We start from the raw sequence: 15,364 nt of genomic DNA, 5'->3' as shown, positions 1-15,364 counted from the left end.
CGTTCGATTACGCTTCGGGCTGTGATCGAAGTCGGCGATACGGTGCGAATCGGTGAGTCCGGTGTGTCGCGCTTCGTCGTGCGCGAGGTCGATCCGGGTGAGGGGCGGGCGGTCATCGAAGCCGTCGAGCCTTCGGCGGGCGGGTACTCGTTCTCGATGCCATTGGAAGCCCTGGTCCGGGTCGAGTCCGGGGGCTGAGACCTACCGCGGAGAGCGGGCACGCATGTCCGGCGGGACGGGGCCGCGCGTCGAGACGGACGGTCGGTATGTGACGCGCTGCGGTATTCCGGGCCTGGCCGACCGTGCCGGCGAGGTGTTCGATCGAGGCGCTGGGCCGCTCGATTTATATGTAACCATGGGTTACATATAAATCGGTAACTATCTCGTTCTGTACGGAGAGGTGCCGAGAACCGGCGAATACGGTCACTTTACACCGCCCGGCGTTCGTTTCGCCGCGGCGGTCGCCGTATCCCGGCCGAGCGGATCCGGTCCGGCAACGCTCGTCCGATGGTCATCGGGGCGTCATCCTGGGGCTACGAGGTGGTCAGCCGGGTGCGGGATCCATGGAACATGGACACCACGCGCAGGCGTTTTCTGGCCGGCGGCGCCGCGGCGGCCGTTCTGTTCGCCGGGACCACCGCGGCGGGCAGCGCGCGCTTCCGGGCGCCGCGGCTACTCGGCGATCCGTTCACCTTGGGCGTGGCCTCGGGCGACCCCACGCCGGACGGGGTGGTCCTGTGGACGAGGCTGGTGCCCGACCCCGGCGCACCGGACGGCTCGGGTGGGATGAATCACGAAGCGGTGACCGTCGACTACGAGGTCGCGCACGACGAGCAGTTCCGCCGGGTGGTGCGCCGCGGCTCGGTGGTCGCCGATCGCGCCCTGGGGCATTCGGTGCACCCCGAGGTCGGTGGTCTGGAACCCGCGCGCTGGTATTTCTACCGATTCCGGGCCGGGTCGGCGATCTCGCCGGTCGGCCGGACTCGCACGGCGCCGGCACCCTGGCATCCGTCCCGTCGATTGCGCTTCGCTTTCGCCTCCTGCCAAGCTTGGAACGACGGCCATTACACAGCCTACGACCATATGGCCCGAGAGGACCTCGACCTCGTCGTGCACCTGGGTGACTACCTCTACGAATATCCGATCGCGCGCGGCCGGCGCGGTACCGCGGTCGAGCCGGGATTACGGCACGAACCACGCGACCTGGGCGGATATCGAATGCACTACGCGTGGTACAAATCCGATCCCGCGTTGCGGCGGGCGCACGCCGCTTTCCCGTGGTTGGTCACCATGGACGATCACGAACTCGCCGACGACTGGGCGGGCGACGCCGCGGGGCAATCGGTGGATCGCGATATCGTGGCGCCGGTTTTCCGGGCCCGCCGGGCTGCGGCGTTCCAGGCGATGTACGAGCATCAGCCGTTGCGCCTGGCGCAGTTGCCGTCCGGGCCGCGGATCCGGCTGCATCGCCGCTACCGATTCGGCGAGCTGGCCGAGATCACCATGCTGGACACCCGCCAGTTCCGTCGCGGCGACTCGATCCTCGGTGCGCCCCAGCGGGAGTGGCTGGTCGACGGTTTCGCGAACTCGTCCGCCCGCTGGCAGATCCTCGGTAATCAGGTGGTGCTCGGCCGTACCGATCACGATGCGGGGCCGGGGGCCGTGCTCTCCGGAGACGCCTGGGACGGCTACCCCGCCGAGCGTGCCGCCGTCCTGGCCGCGGCCGCGCGGTCGGCGCGCAACCTGGTGGTGATCACCGGCGACCGGCACGAGAACTATGCCGCCGACCTGCGAGCCGATCCGGCCGATCCGCGTACACCGGTGGTGGCGGCGGAATTCACCGGAACCTCGATCACCAGCGGTGGCGACGGGATCGATATCGGCGGGCGCGGAATCGACCTGCTCGCCGCCAACCCCGACCTGAAATTCTTCAACGCCCAACGCGGCTACGCCCGGGTCGAAGTGGACGAACAGTTGTGGCGCACCGACTTCCGGGTGCTGCCCTATGTGAGCCGCCCGGGCGCGCCGATATCGACCCGTGCGTCGTACGTGGTCGAGGACGCGGTACCGGGAGTGCGACCGGCCCGGGACCATCGGCCGGTAGCCGCCGGCGCCGCGCGGCGGGTCGCGCCCGGTGCGCCGGGTGGTGAGAACCAAGGTGATGTGCGGTGACCGAGGGCTACCCGGCTCAGAGGACGGCCATACTCGGGGTCGGTGGGAAGGTGACCCGGAGTGCGGTGAGGGCACGCCGGAACGGGCCCGGCCGCCAGGCCGGCTCGCCGGGGCCGAATTCCGGGCGCAGGTCCGGTAGGGCGTCCAGAAGCTGGTCGACGGCCTCTTCGGCGAGCAGGTAGGTGATCGATCGGGCCTGTGCCGGGCAGGCGTGCTGTCCCACGCCCCAGGCCAGGTTCGTTCCGTGGTGCGGATCATGTCCGGCGGTCCGCTCGGGATCGTCGTGACAGGCCGCGGGGCTGACGAGTACCGGTTGATCGGCGGGCAGCCACACATCCTCGATCAGCACCGGCAGCGGGGGATAGACGATGCTGTGGTGTGCCAGCGGTGGATCGGTCGCCAGTACTTCCTCCAGCGCCGCCCGGGTCGGCGGTGCGAACCCCACTTGATTGGTCGTGAACCGCGGGTCGGTGAGTATCAGCAATAGGGTATTGGCGATGAGATCGCGGGCCGGTTCGATTCCGGCCTGGTAGACGGCGAGTAGTTGATCGACGAGTTCGTCGTCGGACAATTGCGCCGGGTTCTCGATGAGCCGGGAGGTGATGTTGTCGCCGGATTCGGCGCGTTCGGCCGCGACGAGTTCGGCCAGCGCGGTTTCGGCGGAGGTGACGGCGTCCTCGTCGTTGCGCATATCGAATATGGCGGTGAGGGCCGGGATCAGCCGGTCGGCGAGGGTGCGTGGGCAGCCTGTCAGTTCGCCGAGCACCCGGAACACCAGCGGTGTGATGTACCGCTCGATCAGGTCGGCTTCGCCGTCGGCGCAGAATTCGTTGATCAAGTCGACCGCGGCCCGTGAGATCGCCGAGCGCAACGAGTTCAGATCGACTCCGGCCAGCGCTGCGACCGTTACCGACCGGTAGCGCTCGTGTTCGGAATCGTTGGTACGTAACGTGTTCGGGCGATAGCGCATCATCGCGACGATGGGCAGGCCGACCGGCGCCTTCTGTTGCCAGGCGCGAGGGTCGGCCGGGAAATGCATGGGATCGGAGAGGATGCGGACGGCGGTGCGGTAGCCGAGAACCAGGGTGGCCGGTACGCCCGGCGCGAGATCCACGGGTGCCAACGCGCCGTACCGCGCGCGCATCCGCTGGTAGAAGCCGTGTGGATCGGCGGCGAATTCCGTGGTGTAGATCGGTATCCGGGACCCACTGGAATCGGCGGCGGCATGCCGGCCGCGTCTGTTTGCCTGCTGCAGCCGGATCGGCCCTGTCACTCGGAGTACCCCCTGAGGTCGTGTGCCCGCTGCACGGGCACGTGTGTTCGCCGGCCGTAGCGAATGCCCTGCTCGAAAATGCTCGGCCAGCACGCCTTTCGTGTCTGGCCAGAGATGATACCCAGGCCGACGTGCGCTGTGCGTACGAACCGCCGGGCATTTCGCGACCGGTTGCCGGCCCTGGTGCGAGTGTCCGCGATCAGCTCTCGATCACCGTCACCGGTTCCACCACCCGGCCGAAATCCAGCTTCACGATCCGGTCGGCGCAATCGCTGTAGAGCCGGTCGACGATTTCGGAGGCGCGGCGCTCGCACCGGAATTGTGCCGCCGATTCCGTTGCGGGGCGGCAGTTTCCGGTCCGGCCGCGGCGAGCCTCAGAGTTCGCGGCCGACCGGCCGGGGGGTGGCCCGGAGTTCGATGGCGACCAGCAGTTCCACCAGATCGGTGACGGTGCGGATATTGCGGCCGGTGAGCTGCTGGATCCGCCGGAGCCGGTATTTGGCGGTGTTGTGATGGATACGCAGGGCGTCGGCCGCCTCCCGCAGGTTCATATCGGCGGCGACGAAGGCGCGGATCGTATCCGCGAGAACGGCACCTTTGGCCTGGTCGTCGGTGAGGGTACGGGCGATTCGCGGATCGACGAGGTTGCGTGCGGTCTCGTCGGAACTCAGTAGGAGATACCGGAAGGGGCTCAGCTCCGGCAACGCCATCACACCGCCGCCGTCGGGTAAGAGCCCGAGCGCGGCCCGGGCTTCCTGCCATGCGCGGGGCAGGTATTCGATTCCGGCGCTGACGGTGCTGATACCGAGGGCGGTCGTGATTCCCTCGCCGGTAAGGGAATCACAGGTGTGCCGGAGCCGGGCGCACAGTTCCTCGACGGTCCCGGTGCGGCCGAGCCCGGCGACGGCGACGATCTCGGGGGCGCCCGGGTCGCGCACGACCGCCAGTGTGCGATATCCGTTGACCGCGGTGCGGGCCAGCGCGGCCGAGACCAGATGTGGGGCTTCGGTTTCGGAGGGCTCGCCGGAGCGGTGGTTCCGGCTGCCGCGCACTGTCGCGGTGACGACGACGAGGCGTTCGGGGTTGGTCACCCCGATACCGTGCGCGGACGCCGTCGCCAGGAGGGGCCCGCGGTCGGGCATCGTCCCGCCGAGCAGGCATTCCAGCAGGTCGCGGCCGTCACGTCCGGCCTCGGCCGACTGGTGCTGCTGGTACTCCAGGTAGGCGTGGGTGGCCTGGGTGCTCACCAGGTCGCAGTACCGGGTCAGCGGCAGCACCATCGACAGTGTCGCCTCCCGGGCGGCCGGGGAATCACCGGCATGGGCGACCAACGATTTCCAGAAGGCCTGCTGGCCGAGCCGGAACGCGGTGATGTAGTCGGTCAGCGGTAGCCCCGACTGGGCCCGGCGGACCGCCGCACGTCGCGTGGCGGCGAGATCCGCCGCGGTGACCCGGCGCTTGTCCAGGAGTGCGCCCAGTCCGGTCCGGCACAGTCGCGTGACCTGCTCGTGGACATCGGCGCGGAATTCGCCGTCGCGGCCGGCGTATCCGGGGATCTGCGCGAGTATGGCGGAGCTGCCCAGTTCGGCGACCTCCTCCGTGTGGTCGTAGATGCTGCCGACGATCCGCGTGCGTTCGGCCCGTACCCGTTCGGGAAGTGAATTTCCGACCGTCTGTGATCCGGCTGACATAGTCGGATGGTCCATGGCGATGCGGCGAAAGTCAACACACGCGGCCATTTGTATCAAATTACCCGCTGTTCGCTTGTCCTCGGAGGACAATTGCGATGCCGATAATTGGGACGCAAAGGCTGATGTGTTTCATTCGAGCCGCTCTTACGCTGGCCTGACCCATAGCCGGTCCGGCGGACTGTGCTCTGCCACACAGGAATTCGCCCACGCCCAACCCATGCGGAGGAACCGTGCTCGACATATCCGGTCTGACCATCCGATTCGGTGGCATCACAGCCCTCGACGATGTCGGATTCACTGTGGACACCGGAGAGATGGTGGGCCTGATCGGACCCAACGGAGCCGGCAAGACCACCCTCTTCAATTGCCTCACCAGGAGATGCGTCCCTACATCGGGAACCCTCGACTATCTGGGAACCGATCTGCTGACCGTACGTCCCGACCGCATGGCCCGGCTCGGTATCGCCCGTACCTTCCAGAACCTCGGGCTCTTCACCCGTATGTCCGTGCGGGACAACGTGCTCGTGGGGGCTCACCACCGAGCCCGTGCCGGATTCCTCGGTGCCGGGCTGTTCCTACCGGCGGTCCGATCCGAGGAGCGCCGACTGCGGGCGCAGGTCGACGGCCTGCTCGAGCGCTTGGAGCTGCGGGAGGTCGCCGAACATCCCGCGGCCGGCCTGCCGTTCGGCACGCTCAAGCGCATCGAGCTGGCGCGGGCGCTGGCCGCCGGACCGCGCCTGCTGCTGCTGGACGAACCGGTCAACGGACTCAGCCACGGTGAAGTCGGGGCCTTCGCCGACCTGCTCGCGGGTCTGCGCGTCGACTTCGACCTCACCGTACTGGTGGTCGAACACCATATGGGGTTCGTGATGGGAATCTGTGATCGCGTCGTCTGCCTGGAATTCGGGCGGGTCATCGCCGACGGAGCCCCCGAGGCCGTCCAGCGCGACCCCGCGGTGATCGAGGCGTACCTGGGAACCGCCGCATGAGCGCCGATCCTTTCCTCACCGTCACCGATCTCACCGCCGGATACGGCGCGGCGCAGGTGCTGCACGGTATCGGCCTGTCGGTCGCCGAAGGCGAGGTATGCGCAGTCCTCGGACCGAACGGCGCCGGTAAGACGACCCTGCTCCGCGCGCTGAGCGCGACGATCCCGGTCCGCGGATCGGTGGTCCTCGCGGGTACCGAGGTGGCGGGCCGGGCGCCGGAGAAACTGGCCCGGATGGGGGTGGCGCATGTCCCCGAGGGACGCGGCACCTTCGCACCGCTCACCGTCGAGGAGAACCTGCGCCTGGGCGCCTACTCCCGGCGCGACCGGAGCGGTATCGAGGCCGATCTGCGCCGGGTCTTCGACTACTTCCCGATCCTGCGCGAGAAACTGCGCGAGCCGGCGGGCCGGTTGTCCGGCGGGCAACAGCAGATGCTCGCCCTCGGCCGCGCCCTCATGTCCCGGCCCCGCCTCCTGCTCCTGGACGAACCGTCGCTGGGACTCGCGCCCTTGGTGACCCGGGAACTCTTCCGCATCGTCGGAACCATCAACGAAGAGGAACGCACCACCGTGATCGTCGTCGAGCAGAACGCTCATCTGGCCCTGCGCGCCGCGCATCGGGCCTACGTACTGGAAAGCGGGCGAATCGTCCTGTCCGGCACCGCCGCCGAGATCACCGCGAACGATCGGGTCGCGCAGTCCTACCTCGGATACCGGGTATGACCGTGACCGGATTCGCGCAGCAGATCATCGAAGGCCTCAGCGCCGGCGCCCTCTACGCGGGTATGGCACTCGCCCTCGTCCTCATCTACCGGTTCACCGGAATCGTCAACTTCGCCCAGGGCGAACTGGCCATGTTCTCGGCGTTCCTGGCCTGGCAGCTGGTGGCGAGCGGGATGCCGTTCTGGGCGGCACTACCGGTCACCATCGCCATCTCCTTCGCGGGCGGCATGCTCATCGAGCGGATCGTCATCCGGCCGGTCGAAGGAGCTCCGGAACTCACCCTCGTGATCGTCACCGTCGGCCTCTTCTTCTTCGTGAACGCTGCCGCGGGATGGATCTGGTCGTATCAACTGAAGTCCTTCCCCAACCCGTTCCCGGACGGATCGCTGCGAATGGGCGGTGTCACCGCTGGGTACGGCAGCCTCGGCATCCTCGCCGTCGTCGCGGTCGTGATGACACTGCTGTACCTGCTGTTCCGCTACACCAGGATCGGTCTGGCGATGCGGGCGGTGGCCGCGAACCCGCACTCTGCGCGGCTGGTGGGGATCAGCGTGGGCGCGGTCCTGGCGCTCGGCTGGGGTCTGGCCGCCGCGGTCGGCGCGGTCTCGGGTGTGCTGTCGGCGCCGCTGCTGTTCCTGGAACCCAACATGATGGGCGGGGTTCTCATCTACGCCTTCGCGGCGGCCACGCTCGGCGGGTTCGACAGCCCCGGCGGCGCCGTGGCCGGGGGCTTGATCGTCGGCGTCGCGGAAACCCTGGCCGGCGCCTACCTCGACGTGATCGGTACCGAACTCAAGATCGGCGTACCGCTGGTGATCATCCTCGGCGTGCTGCTGCTGCGACCCCAGGGCCTGTTCGGCGCCGCGGCGGTGGAAAGGGTATGAGCGATATGGGAATCCGGAACTCCGGCATGGCGTCGAACCCCGCGTCCCCCACATCGGATCGGGTCGCCGCGGGCGCCTCCGGGACCCGGCCGAGGAGGATCGGCGCATCGTGGATCGCCGCGGCGGTCCTGCTGGTGGCCGCCTGCTGGGCCCCGTTCGAACTCGCTCCGTTCCACACCTTCCAGCTCTCGCTGGCCATGGTCTACGCGGTCGCGCTGCTCGGTTTGAACCTGCTGGTGGGGCATACCGGGCAGATATCGCTGGGCCACGGCGCGTTCTTCGCGGTCGGCGCCTACACCGCCGCGGTCATGATGGACCGCTGGGACACCCCTTATCCGCTGACCCTGCCGGTCGCGGCGGTGGTGGCGTTCGTTCTCGGTATCGGGCTCGGTATCCCGGCGCTGCGGTTGCGGGGTCTGTACCTGGCCCTGGTCACGCTGGCGATCGCGATTTTCCTGGTGCCGCTGCTCAAACGGTTCGAATCGGTGACCGGGGGATCCATGGGCCTGACCCTGGACAAACCGCGGCCCCCGGCCTGGAGCGGGCTGGCCGAGGACCAGTGGCTGTACTTCCTGGCGCTGGCGGTCACCGTGGTGAGCTATCTGCTGGTCGCCGGTCTGCTGCGGTCCCGGGTCGGGCGGGCGCTGCACGCCGTGCGGGACAACGAGATCGCGGCCGAGGTGACGGGTGTGCGGCCCGCGTTCTACAAAACCCTGGCCTTCGCGTGGGGCGCCATGTTCGCCGGGGCCGCGGGTTGCGTCTACATCTGGGTGATCGGGTACGTCTCACCGGATTCGTTCACCCTCACCCTGTCCATCACCCTGCTCGCGGGCCTGGTCGTCGGCGGTCTCGGCGGACAGTGGGGACCGCTGCTGGGCGGTCTGTTCGTCATGTATGTCCCGAGTTTCGCTCAGGACGTCAACCAGGCCGCGCCCGGAGTGATCTTCGGACTCCTGATCATCGCGGTCATGTACCTCGCGCCGAATGGATTGGCCGGACTCGTCGGCCGGGCGGCGCACTGGCTCGGATTCCGAGTGAGGAAAGGAAGAACCCATGCGCACTAGAGCGATACAGGCGGTGGCCGCCGCGGCCGCGGTACTGTTCGCGGTCGCCGGCTGCGGAAACCGTGAGGAGGCCGGCAGTGCCGTCGCCTCCGGTGACTGCCAGGGCCAGCAGACCACGGGACTCACCGATACCGGTATGAAGCTGGGCGGGGTGTTCCCGCTGTCCGGTCCGGCCTCGGCCTACGCCGAGCTCCCGAAGGGGATACAGGCGTACTTCGATTACGTCAACGCCGAACAGGGTGGGATCGACGGCCGCGAGGTCGAGTACCTGCTGCGCGACGACGGCTATCAACCGCCGAAGACCGTGGAGGAGACCCGGCGCCTGGTCGAACAGGATCAGGTGTTCGCGGTGCTGTCCACCCTCGGGACCCCGACCTCGGCCGCGGTGTGGGATTACCTGAACCAGCGTGCGGTCCCGCAGATCTTCGTCGCGGGCGGCGCGACCCAGTGGGGTGTGGGTGACGCGCATCCGTGGACCATCGGCTGGCAGCCCAGCTACCGCTCCGAGGGGCAGGTGTTCGCCAGGTACGTGAAGGAGCAGAAACCGGACGCGACCGTCGCCGTGCTCTATCAGAACGACGATTTCGGCAAGGATCTGCTCGCCAGCTTCACCGAGGCCACGGCCGGTAGCGGGGTGCGGGTGGTCGCCGAACAGAGCTACGAGGTCACCGATCCCACCGTGGATCCGCAACTGCGCAATCTGGCCGGTTCGAAAGCCGATGTGCTGCTGAACTTCGCGACTCCGAAGTTCGCCGCCCAGACCTTGGCGGCCGATGCGCGCAACCCCGAATGGAATCCGCTGCACATCCTCACCCAGGTCTCCAGCACCATGAGCGTGCTCGCTCCGGTCGGCTTCCCCAATGTGCAGAACGTCGTCAGCTCGGTGTTCGTGAAGGATCCGGCCGATCCACAGTGGGCCGGCGATCCCGGGATGAAGCTGTACCGGGACAAGCTGGCCCAGTACGAGCCGGGCGCCGACCCCGCCGACGGGTACACCCTCGTGGGCTGGGCGATGGCGCAGAGCTTCCACAAGACCTTCGACGCGGCGTCCTGCAAAACCCGTGAGGGGCTACGCGAGGCCATGCATTCGCTCGACGACGTCTCGATCGATCTGCTGCTGCCCGGTATCACCCTGCGCACCGGCGCGGACGACGGATTCCCCATGGAGGCCATGCGGATCCAGCGGTTCGAAGGCGACCGCTGGGTGCTCGCCGGCGATCTCGTCGACACCGCCGGCCGGTGACCGGCACCTCCCCAGACGTCCGCGGCGCGATCCGGCGCCGGCGGCCCGCCTCTATTCAAGTGATGAGGACACACACCATGAAAATCCGAACCAGCGTAGCGACGGCCGCGATAGCGGTGGCGTCCCTCGGCGCGGCGGCCGCTCCGGCCCATGCTCAACCCGCGCCCGCGCCGCGAGAACTCACCTACGAGATCACCCAGGAGGGTGCCTCCGCGGTGGTGGAGACGAACGGCGAATGGCAGGTGGCGGGCGACCAGCTCATCCTGAAGGCTGTCGACGACACCCCGCTGACCACGGTACCGCTGATCTACCGCCGCGATGATGTCGCTTTCCCGATCGCGGCGCATATCGAGGGCGGTACCGCCGTGCTGACCCCGCAGCGCGACGGCGGCGTCCCGGTGGCGCCGGTGCACGCACCGGTGATCACCCCGGAACAGGCGGGTGAGGAGATCGCCGAGCAGTTCACCCCGCGGGATATGCAGGCGCTGGGCGTGTTCACTCAGCGCGCGACCATGAGCGCCGCGATCGCCGGTGCGATCGGCGCCGTACTGGGCGGCAGTCTCGGCTGTGTGCTGGGCGCCGCGACCGGTGCGCTGGTGTCCAGTCCGATCGCGCTGCTGCTGGTGCCGTTCGTCGGGGCGACGATCGGCGGCTGTGTGGCGGGCGCGGCGACGCTGGGTGCCGCGGGCGGCATAATCGGAGCCTTCCTGATCGGTGGTCCCGTGGCCGTTTTCGCGGCCTTCCAGTACTTTTCGACGATTCTGTCGCCGTGCCCGCCGGAGCACCCCGCCTGTCGACCCACCACTCCGTAGGTTCGCCGGTACTGCTTCGATCGGCCGGCCCGTTCCGAAACCAGGACGGGCCGGCCGTTTTCGCGGTGCAGACGTTGGTGCCGGCCGGAGGTCGCCGACCCGGCCCCGGACCTCCTCCGATGCCCGGTAGCTCTCTCCAGCGCCCAGCGCCCAGCACGCGGCTGAGTGCGCATCCGTGGCGCTGCTTCGAGGACGCGCTCGAGCTGCGTGACGAGGAGAACCTCTGGGCCATACCGCAATTCCACATCGTGTGCACCGCCACGCCGGCGACCCGCGACCCGGACCTGATCGCCCGGGCACGCGCGCAGGGCCGACTGTGGGATATCGACACCGGTCACGATCTGATGATCACCGAACCGGAGGCGACGGCCGACGCGCTCGGCCGGGTCGCGGCCACCTGAATTCCGCGGCGTGCCTCAACGCCAACCCGTGGCGTACTGCAGGACCAGAGCCGCCACCCCGAGCGCCACCGCGAGAATGCCGCCGAACAGCAGTGGCCGCAACCCGGCCGAACGCAACCGTCGCCAGGTCAGCGAGGTGCCGATCGCGGCGAGGACCGCGGCGACCAGCCAGGAACTGAGATCGGCGAGCCGGCCGGTCCAGTCCGCCGGGACGATTCCGGCACCGGCGAGCGCCGACGCCACGACGAACAAGACCACGAACAGCGGAACTGTGCGCCACAGCGAGGTGTTCGGCGTCCACGGTGCGCCGCGGCGGCCCGACAGATGCAGGCCGACGCACAGCGGGACGATCATCAGGCTGCGGACGAGTTTCACGATCACCGCGAAGCTCGCCGCGGCCGGGCCGAAGGCGATACCCGCCGCCAGCACCGAGGAGGTGTCGTTGACGGCGGTACCCGCCCACAGGCCGAAGGCCCGGTCCGACATTCCCAGCAGCCGTCCCAGCGGCGGGTAGACCAGGACGGCCGCGATATTGAACACGAAGATAGTGCCGAGCGCGTAGGCGACGCGTTCGCGGTCCGGTTTCAGAACCGCGGTGGCCGCGGCGATCGCGGAGGCGCCGCAGATGGTGGTACCCGCCGCGATGAGCACGGCCGATTCGCGGTGCAGCGCGAGCATCCGGCCCACCACGACGGCGGTCACCGCCCCGGCACACAGCGTGCCCAGCAGTACGACGGCGGTTTCGCGGCCGACGGTGAGTACCGCGTCCAGCGGCAGGCCGAGACCGAGCAGCACGATCGCGATACTCAACAGATGCTGTCGTGCCCAATCCAGCCCGGGGCCGAACCGTTGCGAGCGCTCGGCCCGCCCGCCGAGCGCCGCGCCGCAGACCAGCGCCAGCACGGGAGCCCCCGCCAGTGGCGCGACGGCCGACAGGGCGGTCGCCGTGGTTGCGAGCGTGGCGGCCAAGGCCAGCCCGGGAAGTCTGCGATACACCTCGTTCACCCCTGTGACCTTGGCGAATATCGGCCCGACCCGGTAGCCGGTGATTCCGGAGGACCTCATAAGAAATCCTGATGAGCTCGGCGCCATAATCGAACCTGTGACCCTGCCGCCCGCCACTCCCGATCTCGCGGTGCTCGACCTGCTGGTTTCCGTCGCGGATACGGGCAGCCTCGGCGCCGCGGCCCGGCGGCACGGGATGACCCAGCCCGCCGCGAGTATGCGGATCAGTGCCCTGGAGCGACGGTTGCGATTGCGTTTGCTCGATCGCGGGCCCACCGGTTCCACGCTCACCGCACCCGGCCGGGCTGTCGTGGACCAGGCGCGCACAGTGCTCGCCGCGGCCGCGACATTCAACGAGACCGTCACCGCGCTGCACGCCGCCGAAATCCCCAGGCTCCGGATCGCTGCGTCGAAAACCATTGCCGACCATCGGGTTCCCCAGTGGCTCGCGGATCTGCGCGCGATCCGGCCGGATGTGGTGGTTTCGCTGGAGGTCGGCAACACCGCCCAGGTCGAGGTGCTGGTGCGGGCGGGCGAGGCCGATATCGGATTCGTCGAGGGACCACATCCGCCACCCGGCCTCGGTGGCCGGGTGCTCGGTGCCGACGAACTGGTCGTGGTGGTGGGGCCCACGCACCCGTGGGCCGCGCGGACCCATCCGGTGAGCTTGCGTGAACTGGCCGCGACGCCATTGCTGTGGCGCGAATCCGGGTCGGGCACCCGGGAAACGGTCGAGCAGATCCTGGGCGCGTACGGCCCACCGGCGCCACCCGCCGCCGAACTCGGTTCGGCGGTCGCCATCGTCGCCGCCGCCCGAGGCGGATCGGCGCCCGCGGTTCTGAGTACTCTCGTCGCCGCGCCGGAGCTGTCCACCGGCACGCTGCATCAGGTGGCGTTGGCGGATGGTGCGGTGTTGACCAGGCAATTCCGGGCGATCTGGCATCGTGGTAACCCGCCGGCCGGTGCCGCGGAACTACTCGTGCGATGCGCCGCCGGACCCTGAACCCATTTCTGTCCGGGACACAGATGGCATGCTGTCCCGTATGGCCGATATACGCCTCGATGTCTCCGACTCCGTCGCCACCATCACGCTGGACCGCCCGGATAAACTCAACGCGTTCACCACAGCGATGGGTGATGAGCTGATCGAGGCGTTCGATACCTGCGACCGTGACGACGCGGTCCGCGCCGTGGTGATCACCGGCGCGGGGCGCGCCTTCTGCGCCGGCGCCGACCTGTCCGCCGGCGCGGAAACATTCGTCGCGCCCGAGGACGCGGCGACCGGGGAGTTCCGCGACGGCGGCGGGGAAGTCGTCCTGCGGATGTTCGAATCCCGCAAACCCATCCTCGCCGCCATCAACGGGCCCGCCGTCGGCGTGGGTATCACCATGACGCTGGCCGCCGATTTCCGGCTGGCGGTCGACAGTGCCCGGATCGGCTTCGTGTTCAACCGGCGCGGTATCGTCCCCGAATCCTGCTCGAGCTGGTTCCTGCCGCGCCTGGTCTCCATGCAGAAGGCATTGGACTGGGTGTATTCGGGACGGCTCGTCGACGCGGCCGAAGCATACGAGGCCGGACTGTTCTACGGCCTGTACCCGGCGGAAAGCCTGCTGGACGAAACGTATGCGCTGGCGCGCCGGATCACCGAGCATTCCGCGCCGGTATCGGTGGCGTTGTCGCGGCAGATGCTGTGGCGTGGATTGGGCGCCGATCACCCCATGGTCGCGCACCGGGTCGAATCGCGCGGTATCCACAGCCGCGGTGCCAGCGCCGATGCCGAGGAAGGCGTGTCGTCGTTCCTGGAGAAGCGAACCGCGCGCTACCCCGACAGTGTGGCGCGCGACCTACCGGAGATCTTCGGCGCGGATCTACCGGTGCCGCGGTTCCGGCGTTGACCCGGAATCCCTGCTGAGAGTGTACTTTCGGTGACAGATACCTGCACAAAGGTGAGTTCGCAAAAGTGCGCGAGCGGCATGATCCGGGTCTAGGATCTGTGGCACAACGAGTTTCGGAGGTGCTGCATGCCAGACGAAGTCCTGGCGCCCAATGTCGAGCTTTTCTCCCGCAACGGTTTCGCCGGCCCCAATACGACGATCGTGCGCGCACAGTACCGGCCCCGTTTCCTGCGCGCCCGTGGTGAATACGTCCCCCGTCGATTCCACACCTGGGACCTACCGGCCGGTGTGTTCGCCGAGCCGAAAGCTCTACCGGTCTCGATCCTCGAGGGCGAAGGCATCAGTTTCGAGCTGAGTCGTCGCCCGGCCGCCATGTCCTTCGGCTATGTCAACGTCTGGGCCGACGAACTGCACTACATCGTCTCCGGGCGTGGTGAACTCGATACCGAGGTGGGCACCCTCGAGGTGCGGGCCGGGGATATCGTCCTGATTCCACGTGCGGTCACCTACCGGTGGGGTGAGATCACCGAGGAGATCAACGAGTACATCGTGGTCACCGCCAGTGAACTCCAGCTCGACCCCGAGGGCGCGCCCGGTACCTTCAACCCCGACCTGCATCTGGACCGGCCCGTTCCGCACGGCCGCCCGGGGTTGCCGGTGGAAGGCGAATACGAGGTGGTCGTCCGCACCGGCGATACCTTCACCTCGTATTTCTACGATGTCGATCCGATCCCGTGCCTGGATGTAGTCGGCGCCCCGCTCGTACTCCGGTTCAACCTCGAGCATGTGCAGGGTCTCGGCGTCGCGGAGGGCGGACTCGCTCCGGCGCGGCTGATGAGCAGCACGTCGGGCCACGATTTCGTCTTCGGCACCGGCAGCCGGCGCAGCGGCCGCCCGCCGGTACATCACAATGCCGATTTCGACGAGGTCATCTGCTACGCCATGGGTCCGTCGCCCTGGGGCTCGGTCGATACCCCCGGCACCGTCACCTGGACACCCAAGGGTCTCCTGCATCAGGGACCGGAAGAGGATGTGCAGCCCGGGTACCGGGCATTCCTGGTGGAGACCCGCTCGACTCTCACCATGACCCCGGCCGGGCGCGATATCGCGCACCTGATGGAAACCGATCAGTACGGCGTCCATCCGGCCGAGGGGCAGACGGCCGCGGCGGCTCGCTGAGCACACGGTGTTGCGGCCGGTCCGATGAAGGGGC

Annotated in this window: 15 protein-coding genes; 12 read left to right on the top strand and 3 right to left on the bottom strand. The window is 68.4% G+C overall.

Annotation, left to right across the window (positions count from 1 at the left end; translation table 11 throughout):
• The first annotated feature begins 21 nt into the window (after window positions 1-21).
• Window positions 22-198: a hypothetical protein gene (locus IEY68_RS00980; protein WP_156426269.1), complete on the top strand. Its 177-nt coding sequence runs from the start codon at window positions 22-24 to the stop codon at window positions 196-198.
• 372 nt (window positions 199-570) lie between these two features.
• A complete protein-coding gene (locus tag IEY68_RS00975; RefSeq protein ID WP_189094036.1) occupies window positions 571-2,172 on the top strand; it encodes an alkaline phosphatase D family protein in 1,602 nt (533 codons plus the stop codon).
• Window positions 2,173-2,188: 16 nt separating this feature from the next.
• Here the strand turns inward: IEY68_RS00975 and IEY68_RS00970 are convergent, their stop codons facing one another.
• Together IEY68_RS00970 and IEY68_RS00965 are read right to left on the bottom strand one after the other, a co-directional pair.
• Entirely contained in the window at window positions 2,189-3,445 is a 1,257-nt protein-coding gene (locus IEY68_RS00970) for a cytochrome P450 family protein (RefSeq protein WP_229718550.1), read from the bottom strand.
• Between the two features lie 374 nt (window positions 3,446-3,819).
• Window positions 3,820-5,136, bottom strand: coding sequence for a PucR family transcriptional regulator (locus IEY68_RS00965; protein ID WP_058855718.1), 1,317 nt, complete (start codon window positions 5,134-5,136; stop codon window positions 3,820-3,822).
• Window positions 5,137-5,366: 230 nt separating this feature from the next.
• On the opposite strand from IEY68_RS00965, the gene IEY68_RS00960 reads away from it, so the two are divergent.
• The 7 genes from IEY68_RS00960 (at window position 5,367) to IEY68_RS00930 (ending at window position 11,251) form a co-directional block, all read left to right on the top strand.
• Window positions 5,367-6,125 carry an ABC transporter ATP-binding protein gene (locus IEY68_RS00960; RefSeq protein ID WP_058855719.1) on the top strand — a complete coding sequence of 253 codons (759 nt, stop codon included), beginning with the start codon at window positions 5,367-5,369 and terminating at the stop codon, window positions 6,123-6,125.
• Entirely contained in the window at window positions 6,122-6,847 is a 726-nt protein-coding gene (locus tag IEY68_RS00955; RefSeq protein WP_058855720.1) for an ABC transporter ATP-binding protein, read from the top strand. Before IEY68_RS00960 ends, IEY68_RS00955 begins: the two co-directional genes overlap by 4 nt.
• Window positions 6,844-7,731, top strand: a complete 888-nt coding sequence (locus IEY68_RS00950; protein WP_058855721.1) for a branched-chain amino acid ABC transporter permease — start codon at window positions 6,844-6,846, stop codon at window positions 7,729-7,731. Before IEY68_RS00955 ends, IEY68_RS00950 begins: the two co-directional genes overlap by 4 nt.
• Window positions 7,728-8,795: a branched-chain amino acid ABC transporter permease gene (locus IEY68_RS00945; RefSeq protein ID WP_229718549.1), complete on the top strand. Its 1,068-nt coding sequence runs from the start codon at window positions 7,728-7,730 to the stop codon at window positions 8,793-8,795. Before IEY68_RS00950 ends, IEY68_RS00945 begins: the two co-directional genes overlap by 4 nt.
• Window positions 8,785-10,038 (top strand): ABC transporter substrate-binding protein, encoded by a 1,254-nt coding sequence (locus tag IEY68_RS00940; RefSeq protein WP_058855722.1) that lies wholly within the window; start codon window positions 8,785-8,787, stop codon window positions 10,036-10,038. Before IEY68_RS00945 ends, IEY68_RS00940 begins: the two co-directional genes overlap by 11 nt.
• Before the next feature lie 77 nt (window positions 10,039-10,115).
• On the top strand, window positions 10,116-10,850 hold the full coding sequence (locus IEY68_RS00935; protein ID WP_156426270.1) for a DUF8020 domain-containing protein: 735 nt from the start codon (window positions 10,116-10,118) through the stop codon (window positions 10,848-10,850).
• 119 nt (window positions 10,851-10,969) lie between these two features.
• Complete coding sequence (locus IEY68_RS00930; protein WP_199804957.1) at window positions 10,970-11,251, top strand: hypothetical protein; 282 nt, start codon at window positions 10,970-10,972, stop codon at window positions 11,249-11,251.
• A 15-nt stretch (window positions 11,252-11,266) separates the two neighbouring features.
• Here IEY68_RS00930 and IEY68_RS00925 read toward each other — a convergent pair whose 3' ends face one another.
• The gene (locus IEY68_RS00925) at window positions 11,267-12,316 is read right to left on the bottom strand and encodes a YeiH family protein (RefSeq protein ID WP_082681476.1); all 1,050 of its coding nucleotides are present in this window, start codon (window positions 12,314-12,316) and stop codon (window positions 11,267-11,269) included.
• Between the two features lie 37 nt (window positions 12,317-12,353).
• On the opposite strand from IEY68_RS00925, the gene IEY68_RS00920 reads away from it, so the two are divergent.
• The 3 genes from IEY68_RS00920 (at window position 12,354) to IEY68_RS00910 (ending at window position 15,330) form a co-directional block, all read left to right on the top strand.
• Window positions 12,354-13,259 (top strand): LysR family transcriptional regulator, encoded by a 906-nt coding sequence (locus tag IEY68_RS00920; RefSeq protein WP_058855725.1) that lies wholly within the window; start codon window positions 12,354-12,356, stop codon window positions 13,257-13,259.
• Between the two features lie 40 nt (window positions 13,260-13,299).
• Complete coding sequence (locus IEY68_RS00915; protein ID WP_058855819.1) at window positions 13,300-14,151, top strand: crotonase/enoyl-CoA hydratase family protein; 852 nt, start codon at window positions 13,300-13,302, stop codon at window positions 14,149-14,151.
• Window positions 14,152-14,277: 126 nt separating this feature from the next.
• A complete protein-coding gene (locus IEY68_RS00910) occupies window positions 14,278-15,330 on the top strand; it encodes a homogentisate 1,2-dioxygenase (protein WP_058855726.1) in 1,053 nt (350 codons plus the stop codon).
• The last annotated feature ends 34 nt before the right edge of the window (window positions 15,331-15,364 follow it).

The sequence above is a fragment of the Nocardia jinanensis genome, from assembly GCF_014645735.1.
Lineage (GTDB): Bacteria > Actinomycetota > Actinomycetes > Mycobacteriales > Mycobacteriaceae > Nocardia > Nocardia jinanensis.
The sequence above is the reverse complement of the archived record's forward strand: the minus strand, read 5'-3'. Positions and strand labels throughout refer to the sequence as shown.